Source organism: Streptomyces cyslabdanicus, assembly GCF_052663305.1.
The window spans coordinates 103084-121723 of sequence record NZ_JBQRUW010000053.1 but is presented as its reverse complement, the minus strand read 5'-3'; the positions used below and the strand labels follow the sequence as shown (position 1 = coordinate 121723).

The following is an 18640-nucleotide window of genomic DNA, read 5'->3' as shown; positions in this document are numbered from 1 at the left end:
GTCAGGGGTGGCCTTCGGCAGGCCGCCCCTCGATCGTGCGACAGTGCCGCAGGTAGCGACAGGGTGCGGGGCAGCCTTCTCACGTGATCACCGCGCGTGTTGCCGAGCAGTGGGACCTGGAACTGGACGACCTCTTCGTGACCATCGGCCATCGCTTCGGCCGGGTGGAACTACGCCGCCGCATGCGTGACTACGTACGCGGTCTGCTCGCCCCGGTGGCCCGAAAGAACAGCTGGCAACTGGCCGAGCAGGCAGGTCACGCTACCCCTGACGGTCTGCAGCACTTGCTCGCCGGAGCGAAGTGGAACCCCGACGATATCCGCGACGACCTGCAGGAATACGTCGCCGACAAGCTCGGCGAGACCGATGGGGTCCTCATCATCGACGACACCGGGTTCATCAAGAAGGGCATCACCTCCGCCGGGGTTCAGCGCCAATACTCCGGAACTGCCGGCCGCACCGAGAACTGCCAGATCGGCGTCTTCGCCGCCTACGCCACCACCCGAGGCCGGGCCCTGGTCGACCGCGAGCTCTACCTGCCCAAGACCTGGACCGAGGACCGCGAACGCTGCCGCGCGGCCAAAGTCCCTGACGAGCGAGTATTCGCCACCAAGGGCGAGTTGGCCCGGCGCATCGTGCTGCGGTCCCTCGCCTCGCCGCTGCCCATCGCCTGGGTCACCGCGGACGCCGCCTACGGTCAGGAGGGCCGCTTCCGGCGACTGCTGGAACAGTCGGGCGTCGGCTACGTGCTGGCCGTGCCCAAGTCCCAGTTCACCGTGGGCTGTCCCCGCATCGACGGGCTGTTCTCGCAGGCCCCGGCCGAAGCATGGGAGAAGCTCTCGTGCGGTGACGGTGCGAAGGGGCCGCGTGTTTATTACTGGGCAGCAGTGCGGCTGCCAGCGGTTGCCGAGTTCGACTACCAGGGCGAGGTCCCCCACCGGATGCGGTGGGCGCTGGCCCGGCGCAGCATCAGCAAGCCCGATGAGATCGCCTACTACCTCGCTTACGCTCCTTTGGAGACCACCGTTCGGGAGTTGGTGCGGATCGCCGGGACGCGCTGGGCGATCGAGGAGTGTTTCCAGGCCGCGAAGAACGAGTGTGGCCTGGACCAGTACGAGGTCCGTCGCTACGTGGGCTGGTACCGGCACATCACTCTGGCCATGCTCGCGCACGCCTTCCTGGCCGCCACGGCGCACCAGGTCCGGGAAAAGGGGGCGGCACCGGTGAGGCAGCCGGGGCAATCGAGTTCACAGTGGCGGAGATTCGGCGACTCCTGGCAGCTTGTCGTCCCCAACCGCCGCACCTTCGTGGCCGTCGAGGACGACACCACGCGCTGAGCTGGTCGAACTGGCGCCGACGACGCCAAGCGGTCGCCCGCCGCTGTCACTACCTGCGACGCTGTCGCACGATCGAGGGGCGGCCTGCCGAAGGCCACCCCTGACCACTCCGCGGCCCGCTACACTCCAGCCGCCCAGCGAAACCCCAGGCCAGACAGCAAAATCCTGCTGGAGTACTAACACCCATGCCCTTCATAGCAGTTCGCACAGCGATGTTGTCGGCCACGCTACAGTCGGCGAATGACTCGACATGTTCCTGCCACCGGTGGCGAAAAAGAGAGTTTGCGCGTCAGTCTCGACCGGCACCGCGATGTCGTGCTCTGGAAACTGCAGGGTCTCGACGAGGAGCAGCTACGACGGCGGATGACGCCGTCCGGGACCTCCCTGCTGGGGCTCGTGAAGCACTTGGCGGCCACCGAATACGGCTGGTTCAGTGAGACGTTCGGGCGTGAGACGGAACCTCTCCCGTTTGACGACGACGACCCGGAGGCCGATCTGCGCCCGACCCCCTCGGAGACGGCCGCGGACATCGTCGCGTTCTACGGCCGGGCCCGTGCCGCGTCCGACAAAGTGATCGACGAGTTGGAGCTCGACAGTCTGGGCACCGCATGGCATGGCGAATCCGTGTCCCTGCGCTGGACGCTCATTCACATGATCGAGGAAACCGCACGCCACGTCGGGCACATGGACATCGTGCGCGAACTCCTGGACGGGCGAACGGGCGACCACCCGCAGGACTGAGCGGACCAGGGCCGACACGGCGGCGCGGGGCCCGACTGCCGAGCAGCGGACCCCGCGCGGCTGCCGGCCCTCGCCGGCCCCGGCTCTCAGGACGTCGCGGTGACGGACTGCGGCTGCACCTGCGCCGCGGCCTCGGCCGCCAGCCGCCGGCGGCGCGTGGCCGGCCCGAAGACGGCCAGCACGATGGCGCCGACGGTCCACGTACCGGCGATGAACATGAAGACCGCCTGGTAGCCGACGCCGTTGTAGATACCGGCGATCATCAGCGGGCCCACCGCGTTCGACAGGCGTCCCAGACCGTAGGCGACGCTGGTGCCCAGCGAGCGGCCGTTGGTGTTGTACAGCTCGGGGGAGTACGCGTACGCCAGGGCGGTGTAGCCGCGCTCGAAGAGGTTGACCAGGAACCCGAAGACGACGATGAGCACCGGGGTGAAGGTCAGCCCGTACATCAGTCCGGACGCGGCGATGACCAGCCCGAAGACCACCAGGCACCACTTGCGTTCGAACCGGTCGGTGACCATCGCCGCGAGGAAGGAGCCGAGCGGCGCGCCGACCGTGGTCAGGGCGACGTAGAAGATCGAGTCCTCCACGCTGACGCCCTCGGCGGCCAGCAGCGTCGGAGCCCAGCTGGAGTAGCCGAAGAAGCCGATCGTCTGGGTGATCCACAGGACCGACAGCAGGATCGTCGGATACAGGAACTTCTTGTCCTTGAGCAGCCCCAGACCCGGCTTGACGACCGGGCCCTGCGGCTTGGGCTCCTGCGCCTCCGGCAGCGCCCCGTGCTCGGCCGCCGCGCTCGCCTCGATGCGCGCCAGGACGGTCTCCGCCTCCTCGTGGCGGCCGCGGGACTCGAGCCACTGCGGGGACTCCTCGAGCCTGCGCACGAAGAACAGGAACAGCACGCCGAGCGAACCCCACAGGTAGACCAGGCGCCAGGACCAGTCGGACATCGGCACCACCGCGGAGGCGATGAGGTTGGTGGCGGGGGTGCCGCAGATGCCGATGACGATGGCGTACGCCTGGAACTTCCCGCGCTTGGCGGCGGGGAAGAGCTCACTGAGGTAGACGACGGCGACGACGGTCATCGCGGACAGACCCGCCGAGGTCAGCACCCGGAAGACGCCGAGGGACCAGATGTCCCAGGCGAAGACGCACGTGAACGACCACAGGGTGAACCACAGCGTGGTCGCGGCCAGGGCGCGTTTGCGTCCCAGCCGGTCGGCCAGCGCGCCGGCCACGATGGCGCCGATGAACATGCCCACGAAGGACAACGAGGTCACATAGGCGACATGGTTGACCTCTGCACCCCACTGCTCGCGCACCACCGGTGCCGTGATGGCGAAGGTGTTGATGTCCGCGAACTCGAAGAAGTAGGCGAACGCCACCGCGACGAGAGTGGTCTTGTGGAACTTGGAGATCGGCAACCGGTCGAGCCGGTTCGCCGCGTTGGTGGTGCGGATGTGCTGCACTGCACGCTCCTGGAAATGGGGGACCCGGCGCCATGACCGGGCCGAGGTGACGTCAGCGGGCCTCTTCGGGCCAGTACAGACGCATGGGGTTGTCGACGAGCAGGGCCTGCTGCCGGGCTGGCGTGGTCGCCACATGAGGGATGTGGTCGACGAGCAGACCGTCGTCGGGCATGTGGTCCTCGATGTTCGGGTGGGGCCAGTCGGTGCCCCACAGGGCCCGGTCGGTGAACTCGTCGACGACCTTGCGGGCGAAGGGCACGACGTCCCGGTAGGCGTGCCGCTCCCCGTCCAGGGCGCGCGGCCCGGTCGCGGTCAGACGCTCGGGGCAGGAGACCTTCACCCAGACGTCGTTGGCCTCCACGAAGCGCAGGAAGCCCGCGAACTCGGGCCCGTCCGGGCTCCGGGTGACGTCGGGGCGCCCCATGTGGTCGATGACGAGCGGCACCGGGAGGGAGGCGAAGAACGCCTCCAGGTCGGGCAGGTCCGCCGCCTCGAAGTACAGGACGACGTGCCAGCCCAGAGGGGCGATGCGGCGGGCGATGGTCTCCAGCGCGGCGGTGGGCGCGGCGTCCACCAGGCGCCTCACGAAGTTGAAGCGCACGCCGCGCACGCCGGCGTCGTGCAGGCGCCGCAGTTCCTCGTCGCTGACGTCGGGACGCACGGTCGCCACACCGCGGGCCAGGTGGCCGGCCGTGCGCAGGGCGTCCACCAGGGCGCTGTTGTCGGCGCCGTGGCAGGTGGCCTGCACGATGACGTTGCGCGTGACGCCGAGGTGGTCCCGCAGGGCGAACAGGTCGTGCTTGGAGGCGTCGACGGGCGTGTACTTGCGCTCGGGGGCGAAGGGGAACTCGGCGGCGGGGCCGAACACGTGGCAGTGGGCGTCGACGGCTCCCGGCGGCAGGACGAAGCCGGGTGTGCTGGGGCCGCGGTACCAGTCGAGCCAGCCAGGGGTGACCGTGAAGGCCTGGTCGGTCATGGGGAGTGCTCCTCGGGCTCGGGGCGTCAGTCGACGTAGGTCAGGCCGAGCTCGGCCAGGGGGCCGCGCATCGCGTACAGGTCGAGGCCCAGCTCGCCGGCCCGGAACCGCTCCCGCTTGCCCTCTTCCGCGGCCTCGCGCCTCGCGGCCGCCTCGGCGACCTCGGCGGCCCGGGCGGCGGGGACGACCACGACACCGTCGGTGTCCGCGACGATCACGTCACCGGGGTTCACCAGCGCGTTGGCGACGACGACGGGGACGTTGACCGAGCCGAGGGTGGCCTTGACGGTGCCCTTGGCGCTGATCGCGCGGGAGAAGACGGGGAAGTCCATCCGGCGCAGGTCGTCGACGTCGCGGCAGCCCCCGTCTATGACCAGGCCCCGGGCGCCTCGGGCGCGCAGCGAGGTGGCGAGCAGCTCCCCGAAGAAGCCGTCCTCGCTCTCGGTGGTGCAGCCCGCGACCACGACGTCGCCCTCCCGCACCTGCTCGGCGGCCACGTGCAGCATCCAGTTGTCGCCGGGCTGCAGCAGCACGGTGACGGCGGTGCCGCAGAGCCTCGCGCCCTCGTAGACGGGCCGGATGCAGGGACGCATCAGGCCGAGGCGGCCCATGGCCTCGTGCACGGTGGCGACCCCGAACTCCGACAGGGCCTCGACCGCCGCGCGGTCGGCGCGTTCGATGTTCCGGTGGACGACTCCGAGGTGGTGCATGGTGCGGCTCCTTGCTCTTTCGGGGGCGGGGGCCCTCTTGGGCGGCGGGGGAGGGCCGGTGCACGGGGGGCGCCCGCCCTCCCCCGCCTCGCGGGGTGGGGACTCAGCGGCCCTGGGTGGTCAGGTGGGCGTCCAGACGCGGGTAGACGCGCCGGGCGTTGCCCTCCTCGACCGCCGCCAGGTCCTCGGCGGACAGGCCCGCCTTCTCGACGTAGCGGCGGGTGTCGTCGAAGTGGTGACCGGCGCGCGGGTCGACGCCGCGGACGGCGCCGATCATCTCGGAGGCGAACAGGACGTTGTCGACGGGGATCACGTCCAGCAGCAGGTCGATGCCCGGCTGGTGGTAGACACAGGTGTCGAAGAAGACGTTGCGCAGCAGCGACTCCTCCGGCTCCGGCCTGCCGAGCGCCTGTGCCAGACCCCGGAACCGGCCCCAGTGGTACGGCACCGCGCCGCCGCCGTGCGGGACGACCAGCCGCAGCTCGGGGAAGTCGGCGAACAGGTCCCCGGCCAGCAGCTGCATGAACGCGGTGGTGTCGGCGTTGAGATAGTGCGCCCCGGTCGTGTGGAAGGCCGGATTGCAGCTGGTGGAGACGTGCACCATGGCCGGCACGTCCAGCTCGACGAGCTTCTCCCACACCGGGTACCAGGAGCGGTCGGTCAGCGGGGGAGCGGTCCAGTGGCCTCCGCTGGGGTCCGGGTTGAGGTTGACGGTGACCGCGCCCAGGTCCCGTACGGCCCGCTCGATCTCCGGGACCACGGTGGCCGGGTCCACCCCGGGCGACTGCGGCAGCATCGCCCCGGGGACGAAACGGTCGGGGTACAGCTCGGACACGCGGTGGCACAGGTCGTTGCAGATGCGGGACCAGGCCGAGGAGGTCGCGAAGTCACCGATGTGGTGCGCCATGAACGAGGCGCGGGGGGAGAAGACGGTGACGTCGATGCCGCGCTCGTCCATCAGCCGCAGCTGGTTGGTCTCGATCGACTCGCGGATCTGGTCGTCGCTGATGACGGGGCCGGCCGGGTCGGGTGCCTGCACCGGGTCGGTGAGCGCGGCGACCTGGGCGTCACGCCATTGCCCGAGGGGGGCGGGGGCCGTGGTGTAGTGGCCGTGGATGTCGATGATCACGCGGACTTCTTCTCCTGAACGGTGGGAGTGGGGTCCCAGACGGACCGGGGGACGAGCAGGTCGCCGGCCATGATGAGGCGGGCGGTGCGCAACAGCGCGGAGCGCGTGACCTGTTGGGGGTCGTCCGGGTCGCGTCCCAGGGTGACGCTGAACTCGCCGGACGGGTGCTCGACGGAGACGGTGGGCTCCGTGCCGGACACGGCGGCGGCCACGTCGTGGGCGACGCTGCCTTCGAGCACACAGGCGGTGGCGGCCGTGACGGCGGCCAGCACGCCGATGGACTGGTGGCACACCCGTGGGATGAGGCTGCGGGTGGAGAGGGTGCCGCCGTGCCGCGGCGGCGCCACCAGCGTCATCTTCGGGTAGTTCCGCGTCGTGACGTCGCCAAGACCCATGGCCGCGCCGCACACCAGGCGCAGTGCCTCCACCCGGGCCCTGAGGTCGTCGTCGGCGTCGATCTGGGCCGGCGTCTCGTAGCCGGTGGCGCCCAGGCGTTCGGCCGAGACGACCACCAGGGGCTGGCCGTTGTCGATGAGGGTGACGTCGACGGGACCCACTCCGGGCACCTCGACGGTGTCCCGCACGCGCCCGGTGGGCAGGAGGGAACCGGCGACGGAGCCGGCGGTGTCCAGGAAACCGATCTCGACCGGGGCGGCGGTGCCGGGGACGCCGTCGATGCGGGCCGCACCCTCGTAGGCGACGTGCCGGGCCCCCGAGTGGTCGGCCGGGGTGGCGACGGTGATCTCGGCGACCATGCCGGTGTTGCGGGTCAGCACGCGGGCGGTGGTGCGGTCCCCGGTGGGCACGATCATGCCGGTCTCGACGGCGAACGGCAGCACGGCGGCGAGCATGTTCCCGCAGTTGGACGACGTGTCGACGACGTCCCCGCCGGGCTGCACCTGGGCGAAGGTCCATTCCAGGTCGACGGCGGCCTCCGTGGCCGGGCGTACGATGCCGATCTTGCTGGTCAACGGGTGCGCGCCGCCGATGCCGTCGATCTGCCGCGGATCGGGTGAGCCCATCGCCGCCAGCAGCACGGCGTCCCGGACGCCGGGGTCGTCCGGCAGCAGCCGCGCGTCGAAGAACGGCCCCCGCGACGTACCGCCCCGCATGAACAGGCACGGAACGGCGGTCTGGGAGCCGCGGCTGGTGACCTCTGGGGCCCGGGCGGCCGCTACGGCGGGCATGACCACTCCTTCGTGAACGGGGGATTGCGGAGTAAGCTAAGTCATCAACGAGATTGTTGACAAGATGTTCGGAAGAAATTGCCAACCTGAAGGCTTCCAGGTGTGGTCGCACCGGCCCGCGCACTAGGGTTCTCCCTGCGAGAGCCGCTGATGGAAGACGACGGAAACGACGGAAGAGGTCGACCGAGTGACGGACAAGCTCACGGGTGCCGCCGGCCGCCAGTACGTGGCGGACGCCATCAGGCACGCCCTGCGCTCCGGGGACCTGGCACCCGGGCAGAGGCTCGTCGAGAACGACCTCGCCGAGTCCTACGGGACGACCCGCGGCGCCGTCCGTGAGGCACTTCAGGACCTCGCCGCCGAGGAGATCCTCGAGATCGTCCCCCACCGAGGGGCCCGGGTCCGCGTGGTGTCCGTCGAGGAGGCCATCCAGATCACCGAGTGCCGTTCGGCACTGGAGCAGTTGTGCGCCCGGAAGGCGGCCACGCGGGCGAGCGAGAAACAGCGCGCGGAGCTGGACCGCATCGGCACGGACATGCGCCGGGCCGTCGCGGACGGCGCGTGGGACACCTACTCCTCCCTCAACCAGCGGCTGCACGAGCTGGTCGTCGAGGCCAGCGGCCAGGAGGTCGCCCGGCGCCAACTCGAGCGCCTCAACGGGCCGATGGTGCGTTTCCAGTTCCGGCTGGCCCTGCGCCCCGGACGCCCCAGCCAGTCCCTGCCGCAGCACCTGGCCATCATCGACGCGGTGGTCGGCGGCGACGCCCCGGCGGCGGCCCGGGCCGCCGCCGCCCACCTGGACGACGTGATCGAGCAACTGCGGTCCTCGGCCGCCCCCTCACCCACACCGGCCCCGACCCGCCCCTGACCGGGTTCCCGCCGCGTCGACAGCAAACCCGTGAACAGGGCCAGTTATAGGCTGTCAGGCCAGCCGGTGCTGGACCGGCCGAGGTCGGGTCGGGACGACGGGAGTTGGCATGTTGCGGGAACCGGTGACGTCGGCGCATGTCCCTCGGCCCGGCCTGCCCGCGGACCAGGTGCTCTTGGACCTGGATGACGATGCGCGAGCACTCTATGTGCGGCTGGCCACCGCCGGTCGGCTGCCGCTGGCCGAGGTGGACGATCGCGTCCTCGGGCCGTTGCTGCGCGCGGGCCTCGTCGCACGAGTCGAGGGGATGGTCGAAGCGCGGGCGCCGCGTGGCCCGCTCGAGGCAGTCGCGCAGTCGTACACCCAACTGGCAGCACACATCCGAGAGGTCGGCGAGGAGCTGACGGATGTGTGGAACGCGTCTCAGCGAGCAGACGTGGGCGTCGACATATCGACCGGTGCGATCGCGCTGCAGGAATACGCGGACCTTGTCAGCTCCGCGACGACCCGGATCGACGCGCTGACCATGGCTCCGCGAGGCGATCGACCGATCGCCACGGCGAACGGTGTCTTCGGGGTGCTGGCACGCGGGATCGAGGTCAGGGTCGTGTACGACAGCCGACTGCTCGAGTCTCCCGCAGCGATCGAGGTGGTGGAGTCATGCATGGCGGCCGGCGAACAGGCGAGGGTATTTCCCGGCGTTCCGATCAATCTCGTCATCGTCGACGACGTGGTCTCCGCCAACGTCACCTCTGATGGCGATGAGGAGGTGCACGTCGCCAACATTCGGAATCGTCGGCTTGTCGCGGGGCTGCGCAGCGTGTTCGAGTCCTACTGGCAGCTGTCGATGCCGCTCGCCGACGAGAGCCTGGTGCTGGATGGCTCGAAGGACTTCCGGCCTCTCGTGCGCTTGCTGAGCATCGGGTTGACCGACCGGTCGATCGCGCGGGAGCTCGGAGTGTCCGAACGCACCGTGGGCCGCCGGATCACTCGACTGCAGGAGCTGCTCGGGGCGGATACCCGCTTCCAGCTGGGACTGCAGATCGCCAGACATGGCTGGGTGTGACCCGACGGCCGACGTACCGTGTCAGGGGTTCCGTCAGTGCGCGTCGGGAGCGACGATCTCGGGCAGCATCGTCTCGAAGGAGTCGGCGACCGTCAGGCTCGGGAGGACGTGTCCTTGGTCGTCGGCACTCTTGGCGAGGCCGGCAGCCCAGGCGGAGCTGTGGTAGCGCTGGTTGGGCGTGCCGTGGTGCCCGGGGCTGGAGAAGCTGCAGTCGCCGACGTTGTAGAACGTCTGGAGGTCCTGCAGGGTGTACGCCTTGTTGAGCGACTCGCCGCGCTTGTGGACCATGAAGTACGTGCCGAAGGCGTCGGCCATCAGCTCCGTACGGCGGGTGGCCTCCGCTTCGTCGGTGATGTCGGTCTCGAAGAGGTTGTCCGAGTACTGGACCTGGTGTCCGAACTCGTGGGCCATCACCGCACGTCCGGCGACCCGGCCGAGGCCGAGCTCGTTCCACATCTGGAGGATGCCCTGTCCCACCGCCACACGCCGGGTGATGCCGAGTGCCTCGAGGGTCTCCTGCGAGTCACCGGAGTGGGCGGGGTCGATCGCGAACGCGTTGAGCGAGAACATCGGGTTGTCGACGCCGCCCGGGAACCCGTTGAGCCGGCCCGAACCGAGACCGCCCTCGACGCCGATCTGGAGGAAGAGCGCGCCGAGCGGGCTGATCTCGCTGAGGCCGTCGTACACGTGCTGACGGTCGGCCGCGCCGTCGGGGCCGAGGACCTTGGCATCGAGCGAGACGAGTCCGACGTCGCTGGTGTCGACGTCCCAGAACCGCTGGAGGTTCGTGAACGTGCGAGCGAGCTCGTTGGTGTTCGCTCCGTTGGGTCCGAGAGGGGTGTCATGGGGGTTGGTGGGCGTCTTCATCAGGGTCCAGTACTGGAGCAGAAGGTCGGGCGACAGACCCAGGAAGCCGTTCTGGTACCAGTCCCACGACGCGGGGTCGATCTGCGCGGTCTGAGCGCGGGCCCACTCGCGGAACTCCGTGGTCGAGCAGTCGTAGCCGTCGGGGTCGATGGCCCCGGAGGTCCACTCGTTGTCGACGCCGGCATCGGTGAGCGCTGCCTTGACCTGGGCCAGGGACTTCGCAGCGGCCGCGACGAGTGCGTCGTCCGACGAGCCTGCCGCCTCGGCGGCCGCTCGAGTGTCGGCATCGAGGTCGAGGCCGGCGATGTAGTCGTTGAACTGCTGGCGCAGTTGCGAGATGTCCGCGGACTGGGCTGCCGCATGGGGCGCGGTCATGGCGACGGTGGCCGCGGCGGGGGAGGTCGCGTTGGCTGCTGTCGCGCCGGTGAGTGACATGGTCGCAAGCGACGCGACGGCCAGGGTCGCCAGGATGGAGCGCTTCATCCGTACTGACTCCTCAGTGTCGCCAGGCTCGGTGTGCCTGGGCCTGATCGGCATTCAAACGACGCGGAGCAGGTCAGTGGAAGGCCTTCGGAGTGGCGGGGACCGGACATGTCCGGTCCCGGACAGATCATGTGGTGGTTCGCGCGATCTGTCGGGCCCTGGCTGGTGACGTCGCCATGACGGTCACCTTCTGCAAGGGCGTCGGCTGCGTGCACACCTCCGTGTCAGGGGGTGGCCGCCGGCGAGTCCACCACCATCCAGTCGAGCACCGGGGTGCTCTGCAGGTAGATGAGCACGCACATGACGAGCATGAAGACCACGCTCCACACGATGACCCGGCGGAAGAGGATCCCCTCCCGGCCCTCGAAGCCGACCGCGGCCGCGGCGATGGCGAGGTTCTGCGGGGAGATCATCTTGCCGAGCACGCCACCGGAGGAGTTGGCCGCGGCCATGAGGGTGGGGGACAGGCCGGCCTGGTGGGCGGCGGTGACCTGGAGGGCGCCGAACAGGGAGTTGGAGGAGGTGTCGGAGCCGGTGACCGCGACGCCCAGCCAGCCGAGGATCGGTGAGAGGAAGGCGAAGGAACCGCCGGCACCGGCCATCCACAGACCCAGTGTGGTGGTCTCACCGGACTCGTTCATGAGGTAGCCGAGTCCCAGTACCAGCATCACGGTGAGCACCGCGAACTTCAGCTGGTCCAGGGTGTGTCCGTAGGCGCGCAGGGCGCGGCGCGGGCCGACCTGGAGCAGCACCATGCTGATCACGCCGGCGATCAGCAGCAGACTCCCGGCCGCCGACAGGTAGTTGAGTTTGAAGGTGGTGGCGACCGGGTCGCCGTTCGGCTTGACGATGTGCAGACCCGGCCAGTTGACGATGTGCGTCACCGACTCCAGGCCGGTACCGGTCGCGCCGACCTCGGTCGGCGGCTTCCCGGTGATCGCCGGGACCCGGGTGGCCAGCACGAACACCACGATGACGGCCAAGTAGGGGGCGTATGCCCTGAAGACGTCCAGCGGCCGGTCGTGCGGCTCGCGGTCGGCGTCCGCGCGGGCCCGGGTCAGCACCGGGGTGTCCGCCAACTCGCCGTCGCCCGGGCCCGCTTCGCCGCCGGGGGTCCGCGGCCGACGGGAGGCGCCGCCGGCACCGTCGGGGTCGCCGTCGGAGCCGTTGGGGTCGCCGTCCAGGCCGTCGTCCGTGTCGCCCTCCTGGTACGTCTCCTCGGCGTGCCACACCCGGGTGAACGCCAGGACCGCCAGCGCGGAGGCGAGCGCGGCGATGATGTCGGCGAGCGGCACGGACCAGAAGTTCGAGGACAGGTACTGGAAGACCGCGAAGGACACGCCGCACACCACCGCCGGCGGCCAGGTCTGCCGCAGCCCTCGTCGGCCGTCCACGATGAACACCAGGGCCAGCGGCACGAACAGCGCCAGGACCGGCGTCTGTCGGCCGACCATCGCCCCGAGGTCGTCCACGGGCAGGCCGGTGACGCCCGCCAGTGTGGTGATCGGCACGGCTATCGCGCCGAACGCCACGGGGGCGGTGTTGGCGACCAGGGCGACGGTGGCCGCCTTGAGCGGCTTGAAGCCCAGGGCGATCAGCATGACCGCACTGATCGCGACGGGCGTGCCGAAACCGGCCAGCGCCTCCATGAGGGCGCCGAAGGAGAAGGCGATGATGATCGCCTGCACCCGCTGGTCGTCGCTGATGGACGCGAACGACCTGCGCAGCACGTCGAAGTGACCCGTCTCGACGGTGAGGTTGTAGACCCAGATCGCGTTGATGACGATCCACATGATCGGGAAGAAGCCGAACGCGGCGCCCAGCAGGCCGCTGTTGAGCGCGTCGGCGAGCGGCATCGAGTACACGGCGACCGCGAGCACCACGGCGATGACAAGGGAGATCAGCGAGGCGATCCACGCCTTCATCCGCACCGCGCCGAGCAGCACGAACAGGACCAGCAGCGGAAGGATCGCGATGATGGACGACAGCCCGAGCGAGTTGCCCACCGGACTGTAGTCCTGCTGATAGCTGGCGAGGATCATGGAGCACCCTTTTCTACGACACCGGAGAGGAGGGGGCCGCGCCAGGGGTCGGCGCCGGGGTGATCTGCGCGAGGGCGTACGGGACGACGGCGCCGGGGCCGGGGCGGGGGCCGTCGAGCGTGTGCTTCCACTACTCGGTAGACACCAACCGAATGCTGGAAGAATGCAGTGGGGCCGGATCCGCGTCAAGGGGCGCGGGTGGCCTGCGTCACAAACGGACTTCCTCCTGTCGCACCATCAGCAAATGTATGGCTGTATGTGAGGGCGCCGCGTCCTCAGGAAAAACACGTCGTGTTCCGCCTCAGGAGGTCCGCGATCATGTCTTCCCGTCCGACCACGGGCGACTGGGTCCTCATCGCCCCGCTCGCTCGTCGCCCAGCCACAGGGCGGCGCCCGGGGCGGCTTACTCCTCCGGTTCGTCTGCCAGGAAGTCGGCGATCCGGTGGTTCGTCCGCGGGGGCACGGCGGTGGGCATGGCGAAGTGGGTGAGCCCGGCGTGGATCTCGATCCGGGCGTCCGGTACGGCCTTGCGGGCGCGGGCCGCGACTTTCTCGGCGTCGTGGGCGTTGCTGCGGCCGGCGAGAAGGACCAGCAGCGGAACGCTCAGCGCCGCGGGGTCCGGGCGGCGACCGACGACGAGTCTCCGGTGCGCGAAATCCGAGACCGCCAAGGCGTAGAGCCGCTTCCAGCCCACGTCGGTGTCCGTGCCCGCCGTCTCACGGTCCAGGTAGGCGCGTGCGCGGGCTTTCGTCGGGTGCAGCAGTATCGGCAGCGAACGCAGCAGGAAACCCGGTCGGAAGCCGGCGAAGCACTGGGTCGGGTCGAGCAGCACCAGCCGGTCGACCCGCCGTGCGGCGTGCAGGGTGTAGGTCAGGGCCAGCCAGCCGCCGTAGGAGTGGCCCAGCAGGTGCGTGCGGGACACGCTGAGTCCGTCGAGCAGCGCGTCCAACCAGCCCATCAGGTCGGCGGTGGTGCGCAGCGGGCGCCCACCGGGGACGCTGCGCCCGGCGTCACCGAGGATGTCGACGGCGAGCAGTCGGTGGTGCGTGCCGAGTACCGGGGCATTGGCGAACCAGACCGCGCCGGTGGAGCCGCCGCCGTGCAGCAGGAGGACCGGGGTGGCGTCAGCGGGGCCGTAGGCGTGGACACGGGTGGTCCCGTACGGGGTGGGAACGTCGAGCTCGGCGGTACCGGTGGGCCAGCGGGCGAGCAGCGCGTCGTAGGCGGCGAAGAAGTCTTGGGATGAGGACACGGCGAACCCCCGGGAGTCGTCTCGTTGACCAAGTATCTCGCTCAGCGAGATGACAGCTGGGTGAGTGATGACATCGACCCCGCGATGCGACTGGTCCATCTGCTGCGCGCGGTGACCGTGGAACTCGACCTGCACGGCGCCGAGTTCGCCGCGCGAAACGGTCTGCACCCGACCGACCTGCGGGCTCTCATCCACCTGCTGGACGCCGACCGGGCGGGCACCGACGTCACCCCGGGACGACTGGGCGCGGCGCTGCGGCTCAACTCGGCCGGTACCACGGCCCTGCTGGACCGGCTGGAGCGCCTGGGCTCGTGAGCCGCAAGCGTGACGAAGACGACCGACGGCGCGTCATGCTGACGGTGGAGCAGAAAGCCGTGGAGCTGGGCCGGTCCTCCTTCGGCCCGCTCATCGCCAACCTGGTCGAGGCGGCGGAGGACTTCCCCCCCGGCCGAAATGGACATCGTTCAGCGCTACCTGACCGCCGTGCGTCGAGCAGCGGCTCCCGGCCGCAACGTGTCGACACCCCCCGCCGCATCCGGGTGTTCCGGTGACGACCGCACCGAAAGGCCGGGCGGCCCAGTTGAGGTGCCGTCGGCCCCGCGCTACATTCGCCGACATGGCACGGGAGCCGGATCTGCGGGCAGGCAGCACGACGGATCAACGGATCGCGCTGGCGCATGAATGGGCCGGGTTGATCGAGCAAGTCAGGGGATTGGGGTCTGAGTTCGCCAACTTCCTTGCTCCGCCGCGATGGCAGGACCTGTCGTCCGCTGTCGGTGACGGCACGGGTGTGGTGGTCAACGTGGCGCAGCGTTGTCACGCGCTGCTCGTCACCGCCGACGGGGTGACATCCGTTCCGTTGCCAGACCTCACCGGGGAGGAGGTCCACGCCCGCACCACGGCCCACATCGCCCGGCTCCGCCGGACGGACACCGCCGCACAGTGGGTGCAACACACCAAGCACCGCGCGGACGTCCGCGAGGTTTCCGACAATTTCCAGACCCATCATGCGGCGAAGACGGAGCTGCTACAGGCGCAGTCCGAGCTTGACGAGACTCTGCTCCCGGATCTCGCCTGGCTCTGGGACGTCATCGCCGAACCGGTGCTGCGGGCGCTGGACGACGCTGCGCCCACCGCCGACGACACGAGGCGACGGATCTGGTGGTGTCCGACAGGGTTGTTGTCGTTCCTTCCTCTGCACGCGGCCGGGCATCATGACGGAAGCGGACGCAGCGTACTGGACCGGACCGTCTCCTCGTACACTCCGACCCTGCGCGCCCTGGCCCAAGCCGCTCGCTCGGCGGAGCCGGCGCCGGCCGCCTCGGACAAGCTGTTGGTGGTCGCCGTGCAGAACGTCGGGGACATGCCACCCCTTTTGCAGGTCGCGGAGGAACTGGACCTGCTTCGTGAGGTGTTCGGCGAGGACAGGCTGACCACCCTGGGGCTGGCGGATGGCCCCCAAGCCACCCGCAAAGCTGTCCTGGACCAACTGGCCGCCCACCGATGGGTCCACTTCAGCTGCCACGGCCAACAGGACCCGTTCCATCCCTCCCGGGGCGGACTCCTGCTGAGCGACGGGACGTTGAGTATCGGCGCCCTGAGTCGCGGCTCCTACCAGGGAGACTTCGGCTTCCTTTCCGCCTGTATGACAGCCTCCGGCGGCCTTTCGCTGAGTGACGAGGCCATCACCGTCGGCGCGGCGCTGCACTACGCGGGCTTTCGCCGGGTACTGGCCGCGCTGTGGTCGATCGACGCGGAAACGGCGACCACCCTCGCCAAGGACGTCTTCCGTTCGCTCATGCGGGACGGCCTGTTCCGGCCGGAGCGATCTGCGAGCGCCGTGACCGGCGCCGTGACGCGACTGAGGGACCAGCATCCCGCACATCCCAGCCGGTGGGCGGCGTTCACCCACATCGGTCCCTGAAGCCTGCGGACAGGAATGCGTATGACTCATCTCCCTTACGAAGAGATCACCGAGCCCTCCTTCGGGGCAAGGGCCGCGGTCGAGTTCTCGCTCATCCAGGTCGGTCCCGGGGCCGCCGAACTCCGGGGCCCCTGTCCTCGTTGCCGCACGACGATCCGCCTCCCGGTCGTCAACAGCGTCTACAAGAACTTCCGGCTGTGGCGACGGCCGGGGCAGCAGGCGTCACCCCCGAGCGTGCACGAGGAACTGGTGATCTGTACGTGCGCGGAGGACCATCCGGGCCGCCCCGAGGGCAAGGTCGGCTGCGGTGCCTTCTGGCGACTGGAGATCACGCCCTCGTGAGCGGCTCCCTCAGTCCCGGACGGTCCGCCGACAGGTCCGACGCGGCCGCCGCGCAGGAACACCACCAGGCGCTGCGGAACGAACTCCCCCGTGTGCGCGAGGCGGCCCGTTCCTGGCGCAACGGCCTGGCGGGCCTCCTCCTCTCCCTGGTCGGGTTCGGCCTGATTCGCGGGCCCAGCGAGGTCGACAAGGTGGAGGCACCCTGGCACATCGTCATCGGCTGCCTGCTGCTCGCCTCGCTCCTGGCCGGCGCCTTCGGCGCGTACCGGCTGCTTGGCGCGCACAACGGCAGGCCGAGAGCCACTCCCGTGAACCTTGATGTCTCGGCCGTCACCCAGGATCATCTGCTGGCCCTGACAGCCCTCCGCGACCTGCGCCAGGGCATCGTCGCGACACTGCTGTGCACGGCACTGCTGGTGGCAGCTGTGGGCACGACATGGTACGGGCCGGAGAAGTCCACACCGAAGCTGCGGGTACGCACTACGGGGACGACCCTGTGCGGGGAGAGCGCGACCGTCGACGGCGGGCGCCTCAGACTCAAATCCAAGGCGGGGCAGATCAGCCTCGTCCTCTCTACCGTCCTCACCGTCGAGACGGTCGACGCATGCCCCTGAACCGTTGCTCCGTCGGTGCACCGAGTGAACCACCCATCACAATCCGGACCAGCAGGGCGAGGTGCTCATGTCGCAAGAGCCCCACGAGGAACTCAAGAAGCTACTGGGCGAGATGAAAGCGGCGGGAACGACATCGCCTTCCGACGGCGATGCGTACATCGAGGTCTTCCACATGGTCGACCCGGACACCGCGAGCGTCGAAACACTCGACCTGGCCATCGCCTCCCACGAGGAACAACTCGAAGCACGTCCCGACTCGCCGACGCGCGCTCTCCATAAGGTGCAACTGGCACGGCTTCTGGCCGGTCGGAGCGAGAAGACGGGCAGCCGTGAGAAAATGGAGCGGGCGATCGCTCTGCAGCGTGAGGCGGTGGCCGAGATCGACGCGCCGGACCTCCGAGGCACGGCGCTGTACAACCTCGGCGTCTTTCTCTCCACATCCGCTGACTACCGTTCCCAACGGGAATCGGCGGACGCCTACAGAGAAGCCTTCCCTCTCCTGACGGGAGGCCACCGTCTGGGGTGCGTGACCAACATGGTGCAGGTACTGCTGAAGCTGAGTGCCCTGGAGGACGACCCCGAAGTCGCCGACGAGGCGGTCCGGTTCGCGCTTGAGGCTTTGGCAGACGCTTCCTCCGACAGCCGTTCCGAGAACGGAATCTGGGAGACGTTGCTCGCCGCAGTTACCCACCGTTTGCTGCCACCCGAAACACTCTCCACGTTGGTCCAGGAAGCCCGGGCCCTGACGGACGCCCCGGCCAAGAAGGAGATGCGCGCGGCGCGCTTCGACCGCCTCGGACGCCTGCTCCGCGCGGAGTGGAACGCCACCTTCGACGTCGGCCCGCTGTCACAGGCGGTCGAAGCCGGACGGAAGGCGGTCGCGCTCCTCCCGGACCACTACGGCATGGCCGCCAATCTCTCCGCTTCCCTCCGGGACGCCGGGAACGTCGCGCGTGACCCGGAGCTACTCGAGGATGCCCTTCGCCACCTGCGTGCCGCCCTCGCCCGGACACCGCCTGGAACGCATGACCACCTCTCGCTGCGCGGAGACCTCGGTGCGGCGCTCAACAGCTTGGGTGCGCTGCGACGCGACGAGAAGCTCCTGCGGGAGGCCGTCGAACACACACAGTCCCTGATCGACCATGCCTCACAGGAATCGGACACGGGCACTCTGAGTATCTACCTTCCGAACCTGGCCGGGCAGAAGCTGCTCCTGGCCCAGCTCACCGGCAGTCACGGCCTGATGGGCGAGGCATTGGCAGCCCACCGCCAGGCTCTGGGGTTCTCGTACCCTGCGGCGCGTCGGGCCGTCATGCTGACCAACTACGCCTCCGCGCTGCGAGAACATGCCAAGGGAACGGATCGGCCGGCCGACGATCTGCGGAACGCGGAGCGAGCTCTAGCCGAAGCCGTCGTGATGTGTCCGGACCTCTTTCCCGAGTTGGAAGACGTCCTCACGCTGTACGCGGTCGTTACACTGGAGCTTGTCTTCCATGACCGGTCCACGGCAACGCTGGACACCGTCGTCGATGCCTGGGAGCGCACCCTGGTGCGTGCGTACTCGCTGTCCTTCATCGGGCCGACCGTCATCTGCCTGAACGGTCTGACGAACGCCTAGTATCAGCGCTACTGG

At 69.5% G+C, this 18640-nt stretch carries 16 protein-coding genes and 1 pseudogene; 9 read left to right on the top strand and 8 right to left on the bottom strand.

Features of this window, described 5'->3' with window-relative positions:
* The first annotated feature begins 83 nt into the window (after positions 1-83).
* Both ACTYVM_RS29455 and ACTYVM_RS29450 read left to right on the top strand, forming a co-directional pair.
* The gene (locus ACTYVM_RS29455) at positions 84-1337 is read left to right on the top strand and encodes an IS701 family transposase (RefSeq protein WP_445525936.1); all 1254 of its coding nucleotides are present in this window, start codon (positions 84-86) and stop codon (positions 1335-1337) included.
* Positions 1338-1577: 240 nt separating this feature from the next.
* Complete coding sequence (locus ACTYVM_RS29450) at positions 1578-2078, top strand: DinB family protein (RefSeq protein ID WP_445528878.1); 501 nt, start codon at positions 1578-1580, stop codon at positions 2076-2078.
* An 86-nt stretch (positions 2079-2164) separates the two neighbouring features.
* Here ACTYVM_RS29450 and ACTYVM_RS29445 read toward each other — a convergent pair whose 3' ends face one another.
* The 5 genes from ACTYVM_RS29445 to ACTYVM_RS29425 form a co-directional block, all read right to left on the bottom strand.
* Positions 2165-3547: an MFS transporter gene (locus ACTYVM_RS29445; protein WP_445528877.1), complete on the bottom strand. Its 1383-nt coding sequence runs from the start codon at positions 3545-3547 to the stop codon at positions 2165-2167.
* 52 nt (positions 3548-3599) lie between these two features.
* Entirely contained in the window at positions 3600-4523 is a 924-nt protein-coding gene (locus tag ACTYVM_RS29440) for an amidohydrolase family protein (protein ID WP_445528876.1), read from the bottom strand.
* A 26-nt stretch (positions 4524-4549) separates the two neighbouring features.
* Complete coding sequence (gene ligK, locus ACTYVM_RS29435; protein WP_445528875.1) at positions 4550-5233, bottom strand: 4-carboxy-4-hydroxy-2-oxoadipate aldolase/oxaloacetate decarboxylase; 684 nt, start codon at positions 5231-5233, stop codon at positions 4550-4552.
* Positions 5234-5336: 103 nt separating this feature from the next.
* Positions 5337-6362 (bottom strand): amidohydrolase family protein, encoded by a 1026-nt coding sequence (locus tag ACTYVM_RS29430; protein WP_445528874.1) that lies wholly within the window; start codon positions 6360-6362, stop codon positions 5337-5339.
* On the bottom strand, positions 6359-7549 hold the full coding sequence (locus ACTYVM_RS29425; RefSeq protein WP_445528873.1) for a 4-oxalomesaconate tautomerase: 1191 nt from the start codon (positions 7547-7549) through the stop codon (positions 6359-6361). The genes ACTYVM_RS29430 and ACTYVM_RS29425 overlap by 4 nt, the downstream gene beginning before the upstream one ends.
* Before the next feature lie 187 nt (positions 7550-7736).
* Between ACTYVM_RS29425 and ACTYVM_RS29420 the strand changes: the two genes are divergently transcribed.
* Positions 7737-8417 carry a GntR family transcriptional regulator gene (locus ACTYVM_RS29420; RefSeq protein ID WP_445528872.1) on the top strand — a complete coding sequence of 227 codons (681 nt, stop codon included), beginning with the start codon at positions 7737-7739 and terminating at the stop codon, positions 8415-8417.
* Positions 8418-8526: 109 nt separating this feature from the next.
* Positions 8527-9483, top strand: a complete 957-nt coding sequence (locus ACTYVM_RS29415) for a hypothetical protein (protein WP_445528871.1) — start codon at positions 8527-8529, stop codon at positions 9481-9483.
* 33 nt (positions 9484-9516) lie between these two features.
* On the opposite strand, the gene ACTYVM_RS29410 is transcribed toward ACTYVM_RS29415, so the two are convergent.
* From ACTYVM_RS29410 to ACTYVM_RS29400, 3 genes are all read right to left on the bottom strand, one after another.
* A complete protein-coding gene (locus tag ACTYVM_RS29410) occupies positions 9517-10833 on the bottom strand; it encodes a hypothetical protein (RefSeq protein WP_445528870.1) in 1317 nt (438 codons plus the stop codon).
* Positions 10834-11057: 224 nt separating this feature from the next.
* Positions 11058-12875, bottom strand: coding sequence for an L-lactate permease (locus ACTYVM_RS29405; protein WP_445528869.1), 1818 nt, complete (start codon positions 12873-12875; stop codon positions 11058-11060).
* 403 nt (positions 12876-13278) lie between these two features.
* Entirely contained in the window at positions 13279-14127 is an 849-nt protein-coding gene (locus ACTYVM_RS29400) for an alpha/beta fold hydrolase (RefSeq protein WP_445528868.1), read from the bottom strand.
* Between the two features lie 84 nt (positions 14128-14211).
* On the opposite strand from ACTYVM_RS29400, the pseudogene ACTYVM_RS29395 reads away from it, so the two are divergent.
* The 5 genes and pseudogenes from ACTYVM_RS29395 to ACTYVM_RS29375 form a co-directional block, all read left to right on the top strand.
* Positions 14212-14634, top strand: a pseudogene (locus ACTYVM_RS29395) (MarR family winged helix-turn-helix transcriptional regulator); the annotation flags it as partial.
* 109 nt (positions 14635-14743) lie between these two features.
* Positions 14744-16051 (top strand): CHAT domain-containing protein, encoded by a 1308-nt coding sequence (locus ACTYVM_RS29390; protein ID WP_445528867.1) that lies wholly within the window; start codon positions 14744-14746, stop codon positions 16049-16051.
* Positions 16052-16072: 21 nt separating this feature from the next.
* Entirely contained in the window at positions 16073-16393 is a 321-nt protein-coding gene (locus tag ACTYVM_RS29385; protein WP_445528866.1) for a hypothetical protein, read from the top strand.
* Positions 16390-17007, top strand: a complete 618-nt coding sequence (locus ACTYVM_RS29380; RefSeq protein ID WP_445528865.1) for a hypothetical protein — start codon at positions 16390-16392, stop codon at positions 17005-17007. The genes ACTYVM_RS29385 and ACTYVM_RS29380 overlap by 4 nt, the downstream gene beginning before the upstream one ends.
* Before the next feature lie 67 nt (positions 17008-17074).
* Positions 17075-18625: a tetratricopeptide repeat protein gene (locus ACTYVM_RS29375; RefSeq protein WP_445528864.1), complete on the top strand. Its 1551-nt coding sequence runs from the start codon at positions 17075-17077 to the stop codon at positions 18623-18625.
* The last annotated feature ends 15 nt before the right edge of the window (positions 18626-18640 follow it).